General features: G+C 69.5%; 14 protein-coding genes. 8 read left to right on the plus strand and 6 right to left on the minus strand.

Features of this window, described 5'->3' with window-relative positions:
* Positions 1-6: 6 nt before the first annotated feature.
* The 5 genes from J3P31_RS19555 to J3P31_RS19575 all read right to left on the minus strand — a co-directional run bounded on the left by J3P31_RS19555 (position 7) and on the right by J3P31_RS19575 (position 6,400).
* Entirely contained in the window at positions 7-765 is a 759-nt protein-coding gene (locus tag J3P31_RS19555; RefSeq protein ID WP_210530207.1) for a CoA transferase subunit A, read from the minus strand.
* A 70-nt stretch (positions 766-835) separates the two neighbouring features.
* Complete coding sequence (gene topA, locus J3P31_RS19560) at positions 836-3,538, minus strand: type I DNA topoisomerase (protein WP_210530208.1); 2,703 nt, start codon at positions 3,536-3,538, stop codon at positions 836-838.
* A gap of 301 nt (positions 3,539-3,839) precedes the next feature.
* Positions 3,840-5,111, minus strand: a complete 1,272-nt coding sequence (gene dprA, locus J3P31_RS19565) for a DNA-processing protein DprA (protein ID WP_210530209.1) — start codon at positions 5,109-5,111, stop codon at positions 3,840-3,842.
* Between the two features lie 128 nt (positions 5,112-5,239).
* A complete protein-coding gene (locus J3P31_RS19570) occupies positions 5,240-5,635 on the minus strand; it encodes a nuclear transport factor 2 family protein (RefSeq protein ID WP_210530210.1) in 396 nt (131 codons plus the stop codon).
* A gap of 66 nt (positions 5,636-5,701) precedes the next feature.
* Positions 5,702-6,400, minus strand: a complete 699-nt coding sequence (locus J3P31_RS19575) for a phosphatase PAP2 family protein (protein WP_210530211.1) — start codon at positions 6,398-6,400, stop codon at positions 5,702-5,704.
* Between the two features lie 128 nt (positions 6,401-6,528).
* On the opposite strand from J3P31_RS19575, the gene J3P31_RS19580 reads away from it, so the two are divergent.
* A complete protein-coding gene (locus tag J3P31_RS19580) occupies positions 6,529-6,975 on the plus strand; it encodes a DMT family transporter (RefSeq protein WP_210530212.1) in 447 nt (148 codons plus the stop codon).
* 13 nt (positions 6,976-6,988) lie between these two features.
* Here the strand turns inward: J3P31_RS19580 and tldD are convergent, their stop codons facing one another.
* Positions 6,989-8,410 (minus strand): metalloprotease TldD, encoded by a 1,422-nt coding sequence (tldD, locus tag J3P31_RS19585; RefSeq protein ID WP_210530213.1) that lies wholly within the window; start codon positions 8,408-8,410, stop codon positions 6,989-6,991.
* A gap of 159 nt (positions 8,411-8,569) precedes the next feature.
* Between tldD and coxB the strand changes: the two genes are divergently transcribed.
* The 7 genes from coxB (at position 8,570) to J3P31_RS19620 (ending at position 13,658) form a co-directional block, all read left to right on the plus strand.
* Positions 8,570-9,463: a cytochrome c oxidase subunit II gene (gene coxB / locus J3P31_RS19590; RefSeq protein ID WP_210530214.1), complete on the plus strand. Its 894-nt coding sequence runs from the start codon at positions 8,570-8,572 to the stop codon at positions 9,461-9,463.
* Between the two features lie 95 nt (positions 9,464-9,558).
* On the plus strand, positions 9,559-10,494 hold the full coding sequence (gene cyoE / locus J3P31_RS19595) for a heme o synthase (RefSeq protein ID WP_210530215.1): 936 nt from the start codon (positions 9,559-9,561) through the stop codon (positions 10,492-10,494).
* Between the two features lies 1 nt (position 10,495).
* Positions 10,496-10,702 carry a cytochrome c oxidase system small membrane protein gene (locus J3P31_RS19600; RefSeq protein WP_210530216.1) on the plus strand — a complete coding sequence of 69 codons (207 nt, stop codon included), beginning with the start codon at positions 10,496-10,498 and terminating at the stop codon, positions 10,700-10,702.
* On the plus strand, positions 10,699-11,301 hold the full coding sequence (locus J3P31_RS19605) for a cytochrome c oxidase assembly protein (RefSeq protein WP_368373119.1): 603 nt from the start codon (positions 10,699-10,701) through the stop codon (positions 11,299-11,301). The genes J3P31_RS19600 and J3P31_RS19605 overlap by 4 nt, the downstream gene beginning before the upstream one ends.
* A 27-nt stretch (positions 11,302-11,328) precedes the next feature.
* Entirely contained in the window at positions 11,329-12,132 is an 804-nt protein-coding gene (locus J3P31_RS19610) for a cytochrome c oxidase subunit 3 (RefSeq protein WP_210530217.1), read from the plus strand.
* A gap of 72 nt (positions 12,133-12,204) precedes the next feature.
* Positions 12,205-12,876 carry an SURF1 family protein gene (locus J3P31_RS19615; protein ID WP_210530218.1) on the plus strand — a complete coding sequence of 224 codons (672 nt, stop codon included), beginning with the start codon at positions 12,205-12,207 and terminating at the stop codon, positions 12,874-12,876.
* On the plus strand, positions 12,873-13,658 hold the full coding sequence (locus tag J3P31_RS19620) for a PhzF family phenazine biosynthesis protein (RefSeq protein ID WP_210530219.1): 786 nt from the start codon (positions 12,873-12,875) through the stop codon (positions 13,656-13,658). Before J3P31_RS19615 ends, J3P31_RS19620 begins: the two co-directional genes overlap by 4 nt.
* Positions 13,659-13,668: the final 10 nt, after the last annotated feature.

The following is a 13,668-nucleotide window of genomic DNA, read 5'->3' on the forward strand; positions in this document are numbered from 1 at the left end:
GTCTCCTCAGGCGGGGGTGGCGGAGGTGGGGCCGGTCTCGGAGCCCGCGGCGGCGGTGGAATCCAGGCTTTCGCGCTTGCGGGTCGTGCGCTGCTCGATCCGCTTCTCGTGCTCGCCCTGGATCAGGCGGTGGACGTAGATCCCGGGCAGGTGAATCGCGTCGGGCTCGAGGCTGCCCACGGGCACGATCTCCTCCACCTCGGCCACGCAGACGCGCCCGCAGGTCGCGGCGGGGACGTTGAAGTTGCGCGCGGTCTTGCGGAACACGAGGTTGCCGGTCTCGTCGGCCTTCCAGGCCTTCACGATGGCGAGGTCGGCGAAGATGCCGCGTTCCAGGATGTAGGTCTGGCCGTCGAAGTCCTTGTGCTCCTTGCCCTCGGCCACGACGGTGCCGACGCCCGTCTTGGTGTAGAAGCCCGGGATGCCGGCGCCGCCCGCCCGCATGCGTTCCGCCAGCGTGCCTTGCGGGTTGAATTCCAGTTCCAGCTCGCCCGACAGGTACTGGCGCATGAACTCGGCGTTCTCGCCCACGTAGGACGACATCATCTTCTTGACCTGCCGGGTTTCCAGCAGCACGCCCAGCCCGAAGCCGTCCACGCCGGCGTTGTTCGAGGCGACCGTCAGGTCCCGCGTCCCGGCCTCGCGGATGGCTGCGATCAGGAGCTCGGGGATGCCGCAAAGGCCGAAGCCCCCCGCCGCAATCAGCATGCCGTCGAAGAGCACCCCATCGAGCGCGGCCCGCGCGTCCGGATAGACCTTGTTCATGCCGCCGCTCTCCCTCCGCTGCCGTCGCCATCGAGCGTAGCGCCGCGATGCAGCGGAGGGAAGAGGCGGGTCAGTCCTCGATGACGTCGCCCACTGCGGCCGTCCGGCTCGGGGAAGTCCTGGTGGCCGGCTTGGTGGCAGCCTTTGCCGTCTTGGCCTTCGCCGCGGCCTTGGGCTTGGCGGCGGCCTTCGGCTTGGCCGCCGCCTTGGGTTTGGATTCGGACTTGGCCTCGGCCTTGGGCTTGGCGGGCGTTTTCCGCTTGGTGGTCTTGGTGCCGGCCTTGGCATCCACGAGCGCCACGGCATCATCGAGCGTGATCGTCTCCGGCTCGGAGCCCTTGGGCAGGGTCGCGTTGACCTTGCCCCATTTCACATAAGGGCCAAAGCGCCCCGGCATGACCGCGATCTCGCCGCCCGCCGGGTGATCGCCCAAGGCGCGCAGGGGCTGGGCCGCGGCGCGGCCCCGGCTGGCCCCGCGCCCGGCCGCCTTCTGGGCCAGGACCTCCATGGCCCGGTTCATGCCGATCTCGAAGACTTCGGCGACGTCGGGCAGGTTGGCGTAGGTGCTGTTGTGCTTCACATAGGGACCAAAGCGCCCGATCCCGGCCTCGATGGGGGCGCCATCCTCGGGGTGGGCGCCCACGACACGGGGCAGCGCCAGGAGGCGCAGGGCCTTTTCCAGGTCCATGTCGGCGGGCGACCACCCCTTGGGCAGTGACGCCCGGGGCGGCTTGGGGGTCTCGGCCGTTACCTCGCCGCGTTGGACATAGGGACCGAAGCGCCCGTCCTTGAGGTGGATCGGATCGCCTTGGTCATGTCCCAGGAGCCGCTCGCCGGACTGGGCCTCGCCATCTTCGGACGGGGGGCCGAAAGGACGGGTGAAACGGCAGTCCGGGTAGTTCGAGCAGCCGATGAAGGCGCCGCCGGTCCGCGCGGTCCGCATCGAGAGCCGTCCCTTGCCGCAGTTCGGGCAAAGGCGCGGGTCGCCGCCGTCCGCGCGGGGCGGGTAGAGGTGTGGGGCCAGCAGCTCGTCGATCTTGTCGAGCACCTCGCCGATGCGAAGCTCGGACGTCTCGGCGATGGCGGCCGAGAAGTCGCGCCAGAACTGGGCCAGGACCTGCTTGTAATTGGCCTCTCCGGCGCTGATCTCGTCGAGCTGGTCCTCGAGGCCTGCCGTGAAGTCGTACTCGACGTAACGGCGGAAGTAGTTGGTCAGGAAGGCCGTCACGAGCCGGCCCTTGTCCTCGGGGATCAGGCGGCCGTTCTCCTTGCGGACATATTCGCGGTCCTGGATCGTGGTGACGATCGAGGCGTAGGTGGAGGGGCGGCCGATGCCCAACTCTTCCATGCGCTTGACCAGCGTCGCCTCGGTGTAGCGGGGCGGGGGCTGGGTGAAGTGCTGCTCGGGCGTGACGGACTGCTTGGGAGTCGCGTCGCCCTGGGCCATCTGCGGCAGCCGGGCGTCATCCTCGTCCGCCGCGTCGGCGGAGGCCGGGGCCACGTCATCGCGGCCCTCGGTATAGACCCGCATGAACCCGTCGAAGAGCACGACCTGGCCCGAGGCGCGCAGGCCCACCTGGCCGTCCGCGCTGCCGATCTCAACGGTGGTGCGCTCCAGCCGCGCTTCGGACATCTGGGACGCCAGGGTCCGCTTCCAGATCAGGTCATACAGCTTGCGCTGGTCGGCGTCGGTGATCCGCAGCGAGGCGGCGTCGCGGCTCATGTCGGTGGGCCGGATGCATTCGTGCGCTTCCTGGGCGTTCTTGGCCTTGTTCTTGTACATGCGCGGCGACTTGGGCACGTACTCGTCGCCGAAGCGGGCCTTGATGGCGTCGCGGGCGGCCATGACCGCCTCGGGCGCCATGTCGATGCCGTCCGTCCGCATGTAGGTGATGTGCCCGGCCTCATAAAGCCGCTGCGCCGCGCTCATGGTCGCCTTGGCGCCCATGCCGAACTTGCGCGACGCCTCCTGCTGGAGGGTCGAGGTCATGAAGGGCGCGGAGGGGTGGCGCGAGGCGGGCTTGGCCTCGACGCTGGTCACCGCGAGGTCGCGGTGGTTCACGGCGGCCACGGCGAGGTCGGCGTCGGCCTGGGTCTTGAGGTCGAACTTGTCGAGCTTCTTGCCGCCGAGCGACACGAGCCGCGCCGCGAACTCCCGCCCGCGCGGGGTCTTCAGCATGGCCTCGACGGTCCAGTATTCCTGGGCGCGGAAGGCCTCGATCTCCATCTCGCGCTCGACGATCAGGCGGAGGCAGACGGACTGCACACGGCCCGCCGACTTGGCGCCGGGCAGCTTGCGCCAGAGCACGGGGCTCAGGTTGAAGCCCACGAGGTAGTCGAGAGCGCGGCGGGCGAGATAGGCGTCCACCAGCGGCGCATCGACCTGCCGGGGGTGCTTCATCGCCTCGGCCACCGCCGACTTGGTGATCGCGTTGAAGGTGACGCGGCTGACCTGCGTGTCCTTCTTGATCGCCTTGCGATCCCGCAGCGCCTCGGTCAGATGCCACGAGATCGCCTCCCCCTCGCGGTCGGGGTCGGTGGCGAGGATGAGCCTGGGGTCGTCCTTCAGCGCGTCGGCGATGGCCTTGAGGTGCTTCTTCGAATCGGCGGCGACCTCCCATTCCATGGCGAAGTCCTGATCGGGGTCTACCGAGCCGTCCTTGGCGGGAAGGTCGCGGACGTGGCCGAAGCTCGCCAGCACCGTGTAGTCGCTGCCCAGGTAGGAGTTGATCGTCTTGGCCTTGGCCGGGGATTCGACAACGACGACTGGCATCAGGGGGACTCCGGGCCGGGGGCGAATGGCGGAGGGCGGTATGTGGGCGCAAGGTGGCCATTGTCAATGCAAGCTGGGGGCGCAAGCGGCCGGGCTTCGGCAACCTGCCGGCGCGGCCCGAGGTCCGGGACGGGACGGGTGGAGCGACGGCGCCAGGCTTCGGGGGGGCTTCGGGCGGCGGCTTGATCGATCCGACCTGTCGGGCAGCAAGGCCGCGGTTCCGATGCCGGCGGTCTGGCCGGAGCACGGCGCCGGCATGGCCGGGCCCGAAGGGACGACGCCCTCCGGACCTGGCCCGAACTCAGGCGCTCAGGGCCAGCAGGCCCCCGGGGTGGCGCACGATCAACCCGTCGAGTTCGAGATCCGTCAAAGCGGGCGCAAGGACCGAGGCCTGACCGCCGAGGTCGCGGATGACCTGATCCTCCGCGACGGGGGAGGGGCCAAGACGGCCAAGGATCAGCGTGCGGAGGTCGGCCGGGGCCATGGCCGCCGGGGCGGCACCATCTGGTCCGGCTGGCCGGCGTGCCTCTTCGACGTGGCCGCCCCGGCTCTGCGTCGGCCGATCCGTTCCGCGCCCCGAGGCAGCGGGGCCGGCGCTGGCCGGCGACATGTCGCGAACTGGCGCGGTGTCGGCCTCCAGCGCCAGACGGAGTTGCCCGGCCTGGGTGACCCGCGACTGCTCCAGCGCCGGACCGAGCGCTTCGAGGATGTCCTCGACCGACCGCACCAGGGTCGCGCCGTCCCGGATGAGATGGTTGCACCCGGCGGCGCGGGGATCCATCGGATGGCCGGGGACGGCCAGGACCTCGCGCCCCTGGTCCGCGGCCATCCGCGCGGTGATCAGGCTGCCCGAGCGTTCCGCCGCCTCGACCACCACGACGCCGTGCGACAGGCCGGACACGATCCGGTTGCGCGCCGGGAAATGCCGCACCTGCGGTTCGAGCCCGAACGGATGCTCGGACAGGCGCAGGCCGCGACGGGCGATCTCCTCGGCGAGGTCGCGGTTCTCCGGGGGGTAGATGTGATCGACGCCGCCCGGCATCACGGCGACGGTCCCGGTCGGAAGCGCCGCGCGATGGGCCTCGGTGTCGATGCCGCGCGCGAGGCCCGAGACGACGGCCAGCCCGGCCTCCCCAAGGCCCTCGGCCAGCCTGCGGGCCATTCGGAGGCCCAGCGAGGACCCGTTCCGGGTGCCGATCACAGCCACCATCGGACGGACGAGGAGCGATGTGTCGCCCAGCGCCCAGAGCAATGGCGGAGCATCGGGCAGAAGGGCCAGCAGAGGTGGATAGGCGGCCTCGCCCCGCAGGAGGAGACGCGCCCCCTGGGCGAGGCCGGCGCGATATTCGGCAAGGGCCACCCCTTCCGGGCAGGGCCTGTAGTCATCGACACCGGCTGCGCGGGCCATGGCGGGGAGCGCCTTGATGGCGGCCCGCGCCGAGCCGTGTTCGCGCAGGAGCCGCGTGAAGGTCGCGATCCCGACGCGTCGGGAGCGCAGCAGGCGAAGCCAGTCCAGCCGTTCGTCTTCCTGGGTGGGTGGGAGTGGGGGGTGAGCGGAAGTGTGCCCGACCATCCTGAACCTCGCCTGCTACGAGAATCAGTCTTAGGGCATTAAGGTTAATGGGACGTGAACGTGGGCTGAACGGTCGGACCGGCGCGCCTGTTGCGTCGAGGAAGGCTGCGGCGCGTCGGCCAGGGGCCTCAGCCCTCGTCGGTCTGGCGGGTCGGAGCATCCTGCCGCAGGAAGGCGGCCGAGTCGTAGATGGTCTCGAACCGCTGGACCTTGTCGCCCGAGAACTCGATCACGCTCACGCCGCGATAGGAGATCGGGTGCCCACCCTTGAGCGCCCCCTTCGAGGTCCAGACCAGGGCGGCCTGCCCGTCCGTCTCGATCATGTGGCTGAACTCGGACCGGATGTCGTCGAACTGGTCCAGGTAGGTCTGCCAGAACTGACGCGCCCCTTCGGTGCCCTGTTGCATGATGGCGAGGTTATGGAGCTCGCTGTCCTCGGCGAAGAGCGCCACGAGTTGCTCCGGGTCGCGGGTCTCCTCCGTCTGCTGGAGGGCCTGCGCGAAGGTGTCCGCCATGCGGGCCATAGGTCGTCTCCTGCTGCTGTCGTGGGCAGAAGGCGCATCGGGCCGCTCGGGTTCCCCCTGGCCCGTTCAGCCGTCGCCGCGTTCCGGCTCGATGCGGCCGCGCCGGCCCAGCCACCGGGCCGCGATCAGGCAAAGGAGCGCCCAGGCCGCCCCCAGGATCCATCCGGCCAGCACGTCCGAAGGCCAGTGGACGCCCAGGTAGACGCGGCTCACCCCGACCATCATCGTCACGATCGCCGCCAGCGTGACCCAGTAGACCTTCATGCGCCGTTGCCGTTCCGCCCGCGCGAGCATCACCGCCAGCGTGAGCCACGTCACCGCGGCCATGAGAGAATGGCCGGACGGAAAGGACGTGGACACGAACTCGGTCCCGTAGGGCACGAGGTCCGGCCGGGGCCGGTCGAACAGCGCCTTGGCGAAATGCGCCAGGATCTGCCCGCTCCCCACGGCGAAGCCCAGGAACAATGCGGACCGGCCATGCCTCCGGAGCGCGAGCGCCCCCATGACCGACAGCGTCACGAAGGTCAGGACGGTGATGCCGCCCAGCGCGGTGATGTCGCGCATGGCCGTTTCCACCGCCTTGGGCCCGATCGGGTCCGACAGGTCCGTGGGGGAGCGGAGCGCCAGCAGCAGCGTTTCGTCCACGGCATGCGTGCCGCCCTCCATGACCTCGTCCGCGAGCGCCTCGAAGACCCAAAGGCCCGCCGCGATCACAAGGAGCGTCACGAGGGTCCGGGCGTCGACGCGGTCAAGGAAAGGGCGCATTGGCGGATCCAGCGGGCTTTGGCCACGAGTCTGGCGCGCCGCCGGCCGGGGACAAGGGCCGCCTCCGCTGGCCGCGGGGCAGGGGGCGCCTTAGTTCGGTCGGGAGCGACCAGCCAGGGGAGATCGCGATGAACGGAACCGCAGCGGTGGCCATGGGGGTGCTCGTGACGGCGGGCGCGGCGATGGCGGTGCAGGCGCCAGTCAATGCCAGCCTAGGCCGGTCGATCGGGGCGAGCGTGCCGGCCGCGGCGGTGTCCTTCGGGACGGGCTGCCTCATCCTCACGGTCATCGCGCTGGTGCTGGGGCAGGGGGGCGGGTTCCTGGCCCTGGGACGGGCGGCGCCGTGGCAGTTCCTCGGGGGGGCGCTGGGCGCGCTTTATGTCTGGGGGGCGATCTGGAGCGTGGGAAGCCTGGGCGTGGTCACGATGATCGCGGCCGTGATCCTGGGACAGATGCTCGGCGCCATGACGCTGGACGCGACGGGCGCGCTGGGGCTGGACGTGCGGGAGCTGAGCCCGACCCGCCTGCTGGCCGTGGCGATGGTCGCAGGCGGGCTGGTGCTGTCCCGGTTCTGACAGGGCGGGAGGGTCAGGCGGCCGCGCCGCCGACCGTCAGGCCGCCGATCATCAGGGACGGCTGGCCCACGCCGACCGGAACCCACTGGCCGGCCTTGCCGCAGTTGCCGATCCCGGGGTCGAGCTGCATGTCGTTGCCGATGGCCCGGATCTGCTTGAGCGCCGTCGCGCCGTCGCCGATCAGGGTCGCGCCCTTCACCGGCTCCTGCACCTGGCCGTTCCGGACGCGGTAGGCCTCGGTGCAGGAGAACACGAACTTGCCCGAGGTGATGTCCACCTGCCCGCCGCCGAAGCCCACGGCGTAGATGCCGTCCTTGAGCGAGGCCACCATGGAGGCGGGATCGGCGTCGCCCGCCAGCATGTAGGTGTTGGTCATCCGCGGCATGGGGATGTGGGCAAAGCTTTCGCGCCGGCCGTTGCCGGTGGGCTTCACGCCCATGAGCCGGGCGTTCTGCCGGTCCTGCATGTAGCCCACGAGGATGCCGTCCTCGATCAGCACCGTGCGGTTCGAGGGCGTGCCCTCGTCGTCCACGGTGATCGATCCGCGCCGGTCGGGGATCGTGCCGTCGTCGAGGACGGTCACACCCCTGGCCGCGACCTGCTGACCCATGAGGCCCGCAAAGGCCGAGGTGCCCTTGCGGTTGAAGTCGCCCTCGAGCCCGTGGCCCACGGCCTCGTGCAGGAGGATGCCGGGCCAGCCCGGGCCCAGAACCACGTCCATCACGCCGGCGGGCGCCGCCTTGGCCTTGAGGTTGACCAGGGCGATCCGCAGCGCCTCGCGGGCCGTGGCCTCCCAGGTCCCGCGGTCGATCAGGCCCAAGAGGCCATGCCGCCCGCCGGACCCATGGCCCCCGGCCTCGCGCCGGCCGTTCTCCTCGACGATGACCGAGATGTTGAGCCGCGACATCGGACGGATGTCGGTCACGAGATCGCCCTCGGGCCGCAGGATCGCCACCTCCTGGTGCGAGGCGGACAGGCTCGCGGACACCTGCACCACACGGGGATCGAGCGCGCGGGCGAAGGCATCGATCTCGCGCAGGGTGTCCACCTTGAGCGCGAAGGCTGCATCGTCGATCGGGTCGATGTCGCCGTAGAGCTTGCGGTTGGTCCTGGGCGGGGGTGCGGCGAGGGTGCCGCCCCCCGCACCGACGGCAAGCCGGGCCGTCGCCACGGCGCGGGCCAGGGCAGGCTCGTCGATGGTGGTGGAGTGGGCGTAGCCCGCCGTCTCGCCCTTCACGGCGCGCAGGCCGAAGCCCTCGGAGGCGTCGAAGCTCGCCGTCTTGAGACGGCCATCGTCGAAGCCCAGCATCTCGGCACGGCGCCGTTCAAGGAAAAGCTCCCCGTCGTCGGCGCCGGCCACCGCCTCGTTCAGGCGGGACAGGGCGGCGTCGCGGTCGAGGAGGTCCTCGAAGGGGCGGAATGGGGCGGAGGCCATCGGAAACTCCTCGTGAAATCGGGCCACGGTGACCGATCGTTGAACGCTCTGCGACAACGCGTGGCTTGTGATGCCATGCAGGATATGGGATGAGGCGCCCGACCGACAGGGGGGCTTCACGTCCCCGTCAATCCATTCGCGCCCGTTGAGGACCCGCCCATGCGCCTGTTCCAGACCTTCCGAACGCTCGCAGCCGCCTCGGGGGCGGCATTCCTCGGTGCCGCCGCCTGGGCGCAGGAGGCGGTGAGCAATGGGGTCGAGGCCACGGTGGACGGGCTGCCGATCATCGGCCAGCCCCGCCCGAACGGCGTCAACTTCCAGCCCGCCGCCACCGGCATCGCCGAGAACACCCACTGGCTGGGCCAGATGGTCGACTGGATCATCCTGTTCATCGTGCTGTTCGTGTCGGGGCTGCTGCTCTGGATCATCTACCGCTTCAACGAGCGGCGGAACCCCAAGCCCGCGCAGTTCACCCACAACTCCCCGCTCGAGATCGCCTGGACGGTGGTCCCGATCGTCATCCTCGTCTTCATCGGCGCGTTCTCGCTTCCCGTGCTGTTCAACCAGCAGGAGATCCCCGAGGGCGACATCCACATCAAGGTGACCGGCTACCAGTGGTACTGGCACTACGACTACCCCGATGAGGCCGTCTCGTTCGACAGCTACATGATCGGCTACGGCGAGGGGAACCTCAATGATACCATCCGCGACGAGCTGCACGCCAAGGGCTTCTCGGACGCGCACTTCAAGCTCGCCACCGACAACGCCGTCGTGGTCCCCGTCGGCTCGACCGTGGTGATGACGGTCACCGGGGGCGACGTGATCCACTCCTGGACCGTGCCGGCCTTCGGCGTGAAGCAGGACGCCGTGCCGGGCCGCCTCGCCCATCTGTGGTTCAAGGCGGACCAGGAAGGCATCTTCTTCGGCCAGTGCTCGGAGCTCTGCGGCAAGGACCACGCCTTCATGCCGATCCAGGTGCGCGTGGTCTCGGCCGAGGCCTACCAGGCCTGGCTGCAGCAGGCGAAGGTTGAATTCCCCACGCCGGAAAGCTGATCCCGGCCGGGGAGCGGCACCACGTCGCGGCGCCCGGGGCTGTCCCCCGGGCGCCGCTTCTTCTATCTGATGCGCGGCAATCCCAGGACATCCCGATGAGCGACGCCAGCCTCTCCCAACCCCTGAGCGTCCCCGGCGAGGCCGGGATGGGCGATTACTGGGAGCTGCTGAAGCCCCGGGTCATGTCGCTCGTCGTCTTCACCGCGCTGGTCGGGCTGGTGGCCGCGCCTGTCGACGTCCACCCCTTCGTCGCGTTCGTCTCCATCCTGTGCATCGCCGTCGGCGGTGGCGCCTCGGGCGCGCTGAACATGTGGTGGGACGCCGACATCGACGCGGTCATGCGCCGGACCAAGGGACGGCCCGTCCCCTCCGGGCGCGTCGGGCCGGAGGAGGCCCGGGCCATCGGGCTCGCGCTGTCCGGCTTCTCGGTCATGCTGCTCGGGCTCGCCGCGAACTGGCTGGCCGCCGCGCTCCTGGCTTTCACCATCTTCTTCTACGTCGTGGTGTACACGATGTGGCTCAAGCGGCGGACACCGCAGAACATCGTCATCGGCGGCCTTGCCGGCGCGCTGCCGCCGCTGGTCGGATGGGTCGCCGCGACCGGGTCCCTGGCCTGGGCTCCGGTGCTGATGGTGCTGCTGGTGTTCATGTGGACGCCGCCGCATTTCTGGGCCCTGGCGCTGTTCGTGCGCGGGGACTACGGCCTCGCCCGGGTGCCGATGCTGACCGAGACGCACGGCGACCGGGTCACCCGCCGCCACATCCTGGCCTATGCGCTGGCGCTCGTGCCGGTGTCGCTCGCGCTCGGCTTCACGCCCGTGGCCGGACAGATCTACCTGGCCGCCAGCGTGGTCCTGAACGTCCTGTTCGTGGGGGCCTGCTGGTCGGTCTGGCGGCGCGACCGCAGCGCGGCCGAGGCTGACCGCTTCGCCGCCGAGAAGCGGGTCTTCAAGCTGTCGCTTCTTTATCTCTTCCTGCACTTCGGGGCCCTTCTCGCGGAGGCGAGCCTCGGCACCTACCTGGGGGCCTGACATGGCGATCAAGGTTGAACACGAACTGCACATGCGGCGCTGGGGCCGCAACCTGGGCCTTGGCCTGATTCTCGCGGCTCTGGTCGCGATCGTCTTCGGCCTGACGATCGTGAAGATCCTGGCCCTGGGCGACCCGGACAAGTTCCAGGGCTATGACCACGTGGTCCAGCCCATGATGGACGATCAGGCCGGGGAGGGCGGACAGTGACGCCGCAGTCCCGCACAGCGCTCTATGCCGTCGGACTCGTGGCGACGATGGCATCGCTCAGCTTCGCGGCCGTGCCGTTCTACAGCTGGTTCTGCCAGGTCACGGGCTTCGCCGGGACGACCTCGACCGGCACGGGCGACGGGATCGCCCCCGTCGACAAGACCGTCATCGTCCGGTTCGACGCCTCGGTTGACAAGGGAATGCCCTGGAGTTTCCGTCCCGTGGCAAACCAGATGACCGTCCGCCTGGGCGAGACGAACCTCGCCTTCTTCGAGGCGCACAACCCGACCGATCACCCGATCGGCGGCCAGGCGACCTTCAACGTCGTCCCGGACGCGGCGGGGGGCTATTTCACCAAGATCCAGTGCTTCTGCTTCAACGAGCAGGTGCTTGCCCCCGGCGAGACCGTGCAGATGCCCGTCAGCTTCTATGTCGATCCGGCGATCATGGACGATCCGGAAGGCAAGTATGTCCACGAGATCACGCTCGGGTACACATTCTACCAGATGGACCTCCCCAAGGAGGAGGAAGCGCAGGCTTCGCTCCAATCCAGGTCCGGGGGGCCTTTGACAGCCGCGCCGCAAGCGTCCATAGACTGACGCCGCGACCGAAGGGGATACGCCAAGATGGCCCATGTGAAAGACCACGACTACCACGTCCTGCCACCCTCCATCTGGCCCTTCGTCGGCTCGATCGGGGCGTTCGTCATGCTGTTCGGGGCGGTGCTCTGGATGCACGGCTCCGGGCCCTGGATGTTCCTGATCGGTCTTCTGGCGGTCCTTTACACGATGTACGGCTGGTGGGCGGACGTCATCGCCGAAAGCCGGGTGGGCGACCATACGCCGGTCGTGCGGATCGGCCTGCGCTACGGCTTCATCCTGTTCATCATGTCCGAAGTCATGTTCTTCGCGGCCTGGTTCTGGAGCTTCTTCAAGCACGCGCTCTATCCGATGGGACCCGAATCCCCGGCCGTGGACGGCGTCTGGCCGCCCCCGGGGATCGAGACGTTCGACCCCTGGCACCTGCCGCTCATCAACACGCTGATCCTGCTCTGCTCGGGCTGCGCGGCCACCTGGGCCCACCACGCCCTCGTCCACGAGGACAACAAGCAGGACATGAAGTGGGGCCTGTGGCTCGCCATCGCGCTGGGCGCCCTGTTCACGGTCTTCCAGGCTTATGAATACAGCCACGCGGCCTTTGGCTTCGCCGGCAACATCTATGGCGCGAACTTCTTCATGGCGACGGGCTTCCACGGCGCGCACGTCATCATCGGGACGATCTTCCTGGCCGTCTGCCTGTTCCGCGTCTACCGCGGCGACTTCACCCCCGAAAAGCACGTGGGCTTCGAGGCGGCTGCCTGGTACTGGCACTTCGTCGACGTGGTCTGGCTGTTCCTTTTCGCCTCGATCTACATCTGGGGCTCTGCCTGACCCGCAGCCCCGAGCGGGTGCATCGCCTGCGCGCGGGGACATCCCCGCGCGTTTCGCATTGAAAGGACCACCGTGAGACGGCTCTGGTTTCCCATCCTGCTGGGTCTGGTCGGGGTTGCGATCCTGTGCGGCCTGGGCATCTGGCAGCTGGAGCGCCTGGGCCAGAAGACGGCCCTGCTTGCCGCGATCGAGGGCAGGATCACCGCAGAGCCTGTCCCGCTCCCCGCCAGTCCGTCGCCGGACGCGGATCAGTACCTGCCCGTGACGGTCGAAGGAGCCATCGGCGGGCAGGAGGCGCCGGTGCTGACCTCGGTGCAAGGGCAGGGCGCGGGGTATCGGGTCGTGACCGCGATGACCTCGGCCGACCGCCGCGTCCTCGTGGACCTGGGCTTCGTCCCGGAGGCCGACAAGGATCTGCCCAGGATGGCGGAGCGCGCCCGGGTCACCGGAAACCTGCTCTGGCCGCAGGAGAGTGACGCCTGGACGCCGGCTCCGGACCAGGGGCGCAACATATGGTTCGCCCGCGACATCGCCGCCATGGCTGACGCCCTGGGCACGGAGCCCATCCTCGTCGTGGCGCGGACCATCGACGGGGCTGACCTCGGGACCACGCCGCTGCCGGTCGACACGGCCGGGATCCCGAATGACCACCTCCAGTATGCGATCACCTGGTTCAGCCTCGCGGCAGTCTGGGCCGTCATGAGCCTCCTGCTGATCCGACGCGCTCGAAAGGCAACGTCATGATGCGCCCCATCTTCCTTGTCGATGCCTTCGCGGACCGGCCCTTCGCCGGGAACCCGGCCGGCGTGATGATCCTCGACTCGGCCCTGCCGGCCCGGGTCATGCAATCCATCGCGGCCGAGATGAACCAGGCCGAGACCGCGTTCGCGACCCGCCGCGGCCGCGCATGGGACCTGCGCTGGTTCACTCCGACGCAGGAAGTGGCCTTCTGCGGCCATGCCACGCTGGCCACCGCCCATGTGCTCGCCGCCGAGCACGGCGCGAGTGGCGAGATCGAATTCCTCACCCGCGAGGTCGGCCCCCTGGGCGTGCGGATCGAAGGCTCGGGCCGGTACCGGCTCGACCTCCCCCGGGGCGAACCTTCGTTCGTCAAGCTGTGGGAGCTGCCGTTCGGCGTGTCAGGTTACCGCTCCGCCTTCCAGGCCGGCGAGGTTCTCTGCATCGAGGTCGAGACGGAGGCGGATGTCCGGAAGTTCGAGCCCGACTTCGGTCTGATCGCCGAATTCCTGCCGGGCGGGCTCTGCCTGACCGCGCCCGGCGACAGCACCGACATGGCGTCGCGATTCTTCTGGCCGTCGGGCGGCATCCCCGAGGATCACGTCACCGGATCGCTCCATGCGACGCTGGTGCCATTCTGGGCCAAGCGACTGGGACGCGATCGCCTGACCGCCACGCAGGTGTCGCCGCGCGGGGGCCGGCTCGAGTGTGAGCTGTCCGGCAAGCGCGTCCACCTGAGCGGCTCGGCCGTCACCGTGCTGCGCGGCCACATCGACCTGCCCGACTGAGGATATTCCC

Source organism: Rubellimicrobium arenae (assembly GCF_017916275.1).
Lineage (GTDB): Bacteria > Pseudomonadota > Alphaproteobacteria > Rhodobacterales > Rhodobacteraceae > Rubellimicrobium > Rubellimicrobium arenae.

Bases quoted from the DNA above. Each gene is read 5' to 3' on its own strand.
- J3P31_RS19600 (WP_210530216.1), top strand. From the start codon at position 10,496: ATGGCGATCAAGGTTGAACACGAACTGCACATGCGGCGCTGGGGCCGC.
- J3P31_RS19580 (WP_210530212.1), top strand. From the start codon at position 6,529: ATGAACGGAACCGCAGCGGTGGCCATGGGGGTGCTCGTGACGGCGGGC.
- tldD (WP_210530213.1), bottom strand. From the start codon at position 8,410: ATGGCCTCCGCCCCATTCCGCCCCTTCGAGGACCTCCTCGACCGCGAC.
- coxB (WP_210530214.1), top strand. From the start codon at position 8,570: ATGCGCCTGTTCCAGACCTTCCGAACGCTCGCAGCCGCCTCGGGGGCG.
- J3P31_RS19620 (WP_210530219.1), top strand. From the start codon at position 12,873: ATGATGCGCCCCATCTTCCTTGTCGATGCCTTCGCGGACCGGCCCTTC.
- J3P31_RS19610 (WP_210530217.1), top strand. From the start codon at position 11,329: ATGGCCCATGTGAAAGACCACGACTACCACGTCCTGCCACCCTCCATC.
- J3P31_RS19570 (WP_210530210.1), bottom strand. From the start codon at position 5,635: ATGGCCCGCATGGCGGACACCTTCGCGCAGGCCCTCCAGCAGACGGAG.
- J3P31_RS19575 (WP_210530211.1), bottom strand. From the start codon at position 6,400: ATGCGCCCTTTCCTTGACCGCGTCGACGCCCGGACCCTCGTGACGCTC.
- J3P31_RS19555 (WP_210530207.1), bottom strand. From the start codon at position 765: ATGAACAAGGTCTATCCGGACGCGCGGGCCGCGCTCGATGGGGTGCTC.
- dprA (WP_210530209.1), bottom strand. From the start codon at position 5,111: ATGGTCGGGCACACTTCCGCTCACCCCCCACTCCCACCCACCCAGGAA.
- cyoE (WP_210530215.1), top strand. From the start codon at position 9,559: ATGAGCGACGCCAGCCTCTCCCAACCCCTGAGCGTCCCCGGCGAGGCC.
- topA (WP_210530208.1), bottom strand. From the start codon at position 3,538: ATGCCAGTCGTCGTTGTCGAATCCCCGGCCAAGGCCAAGACGATCAAC.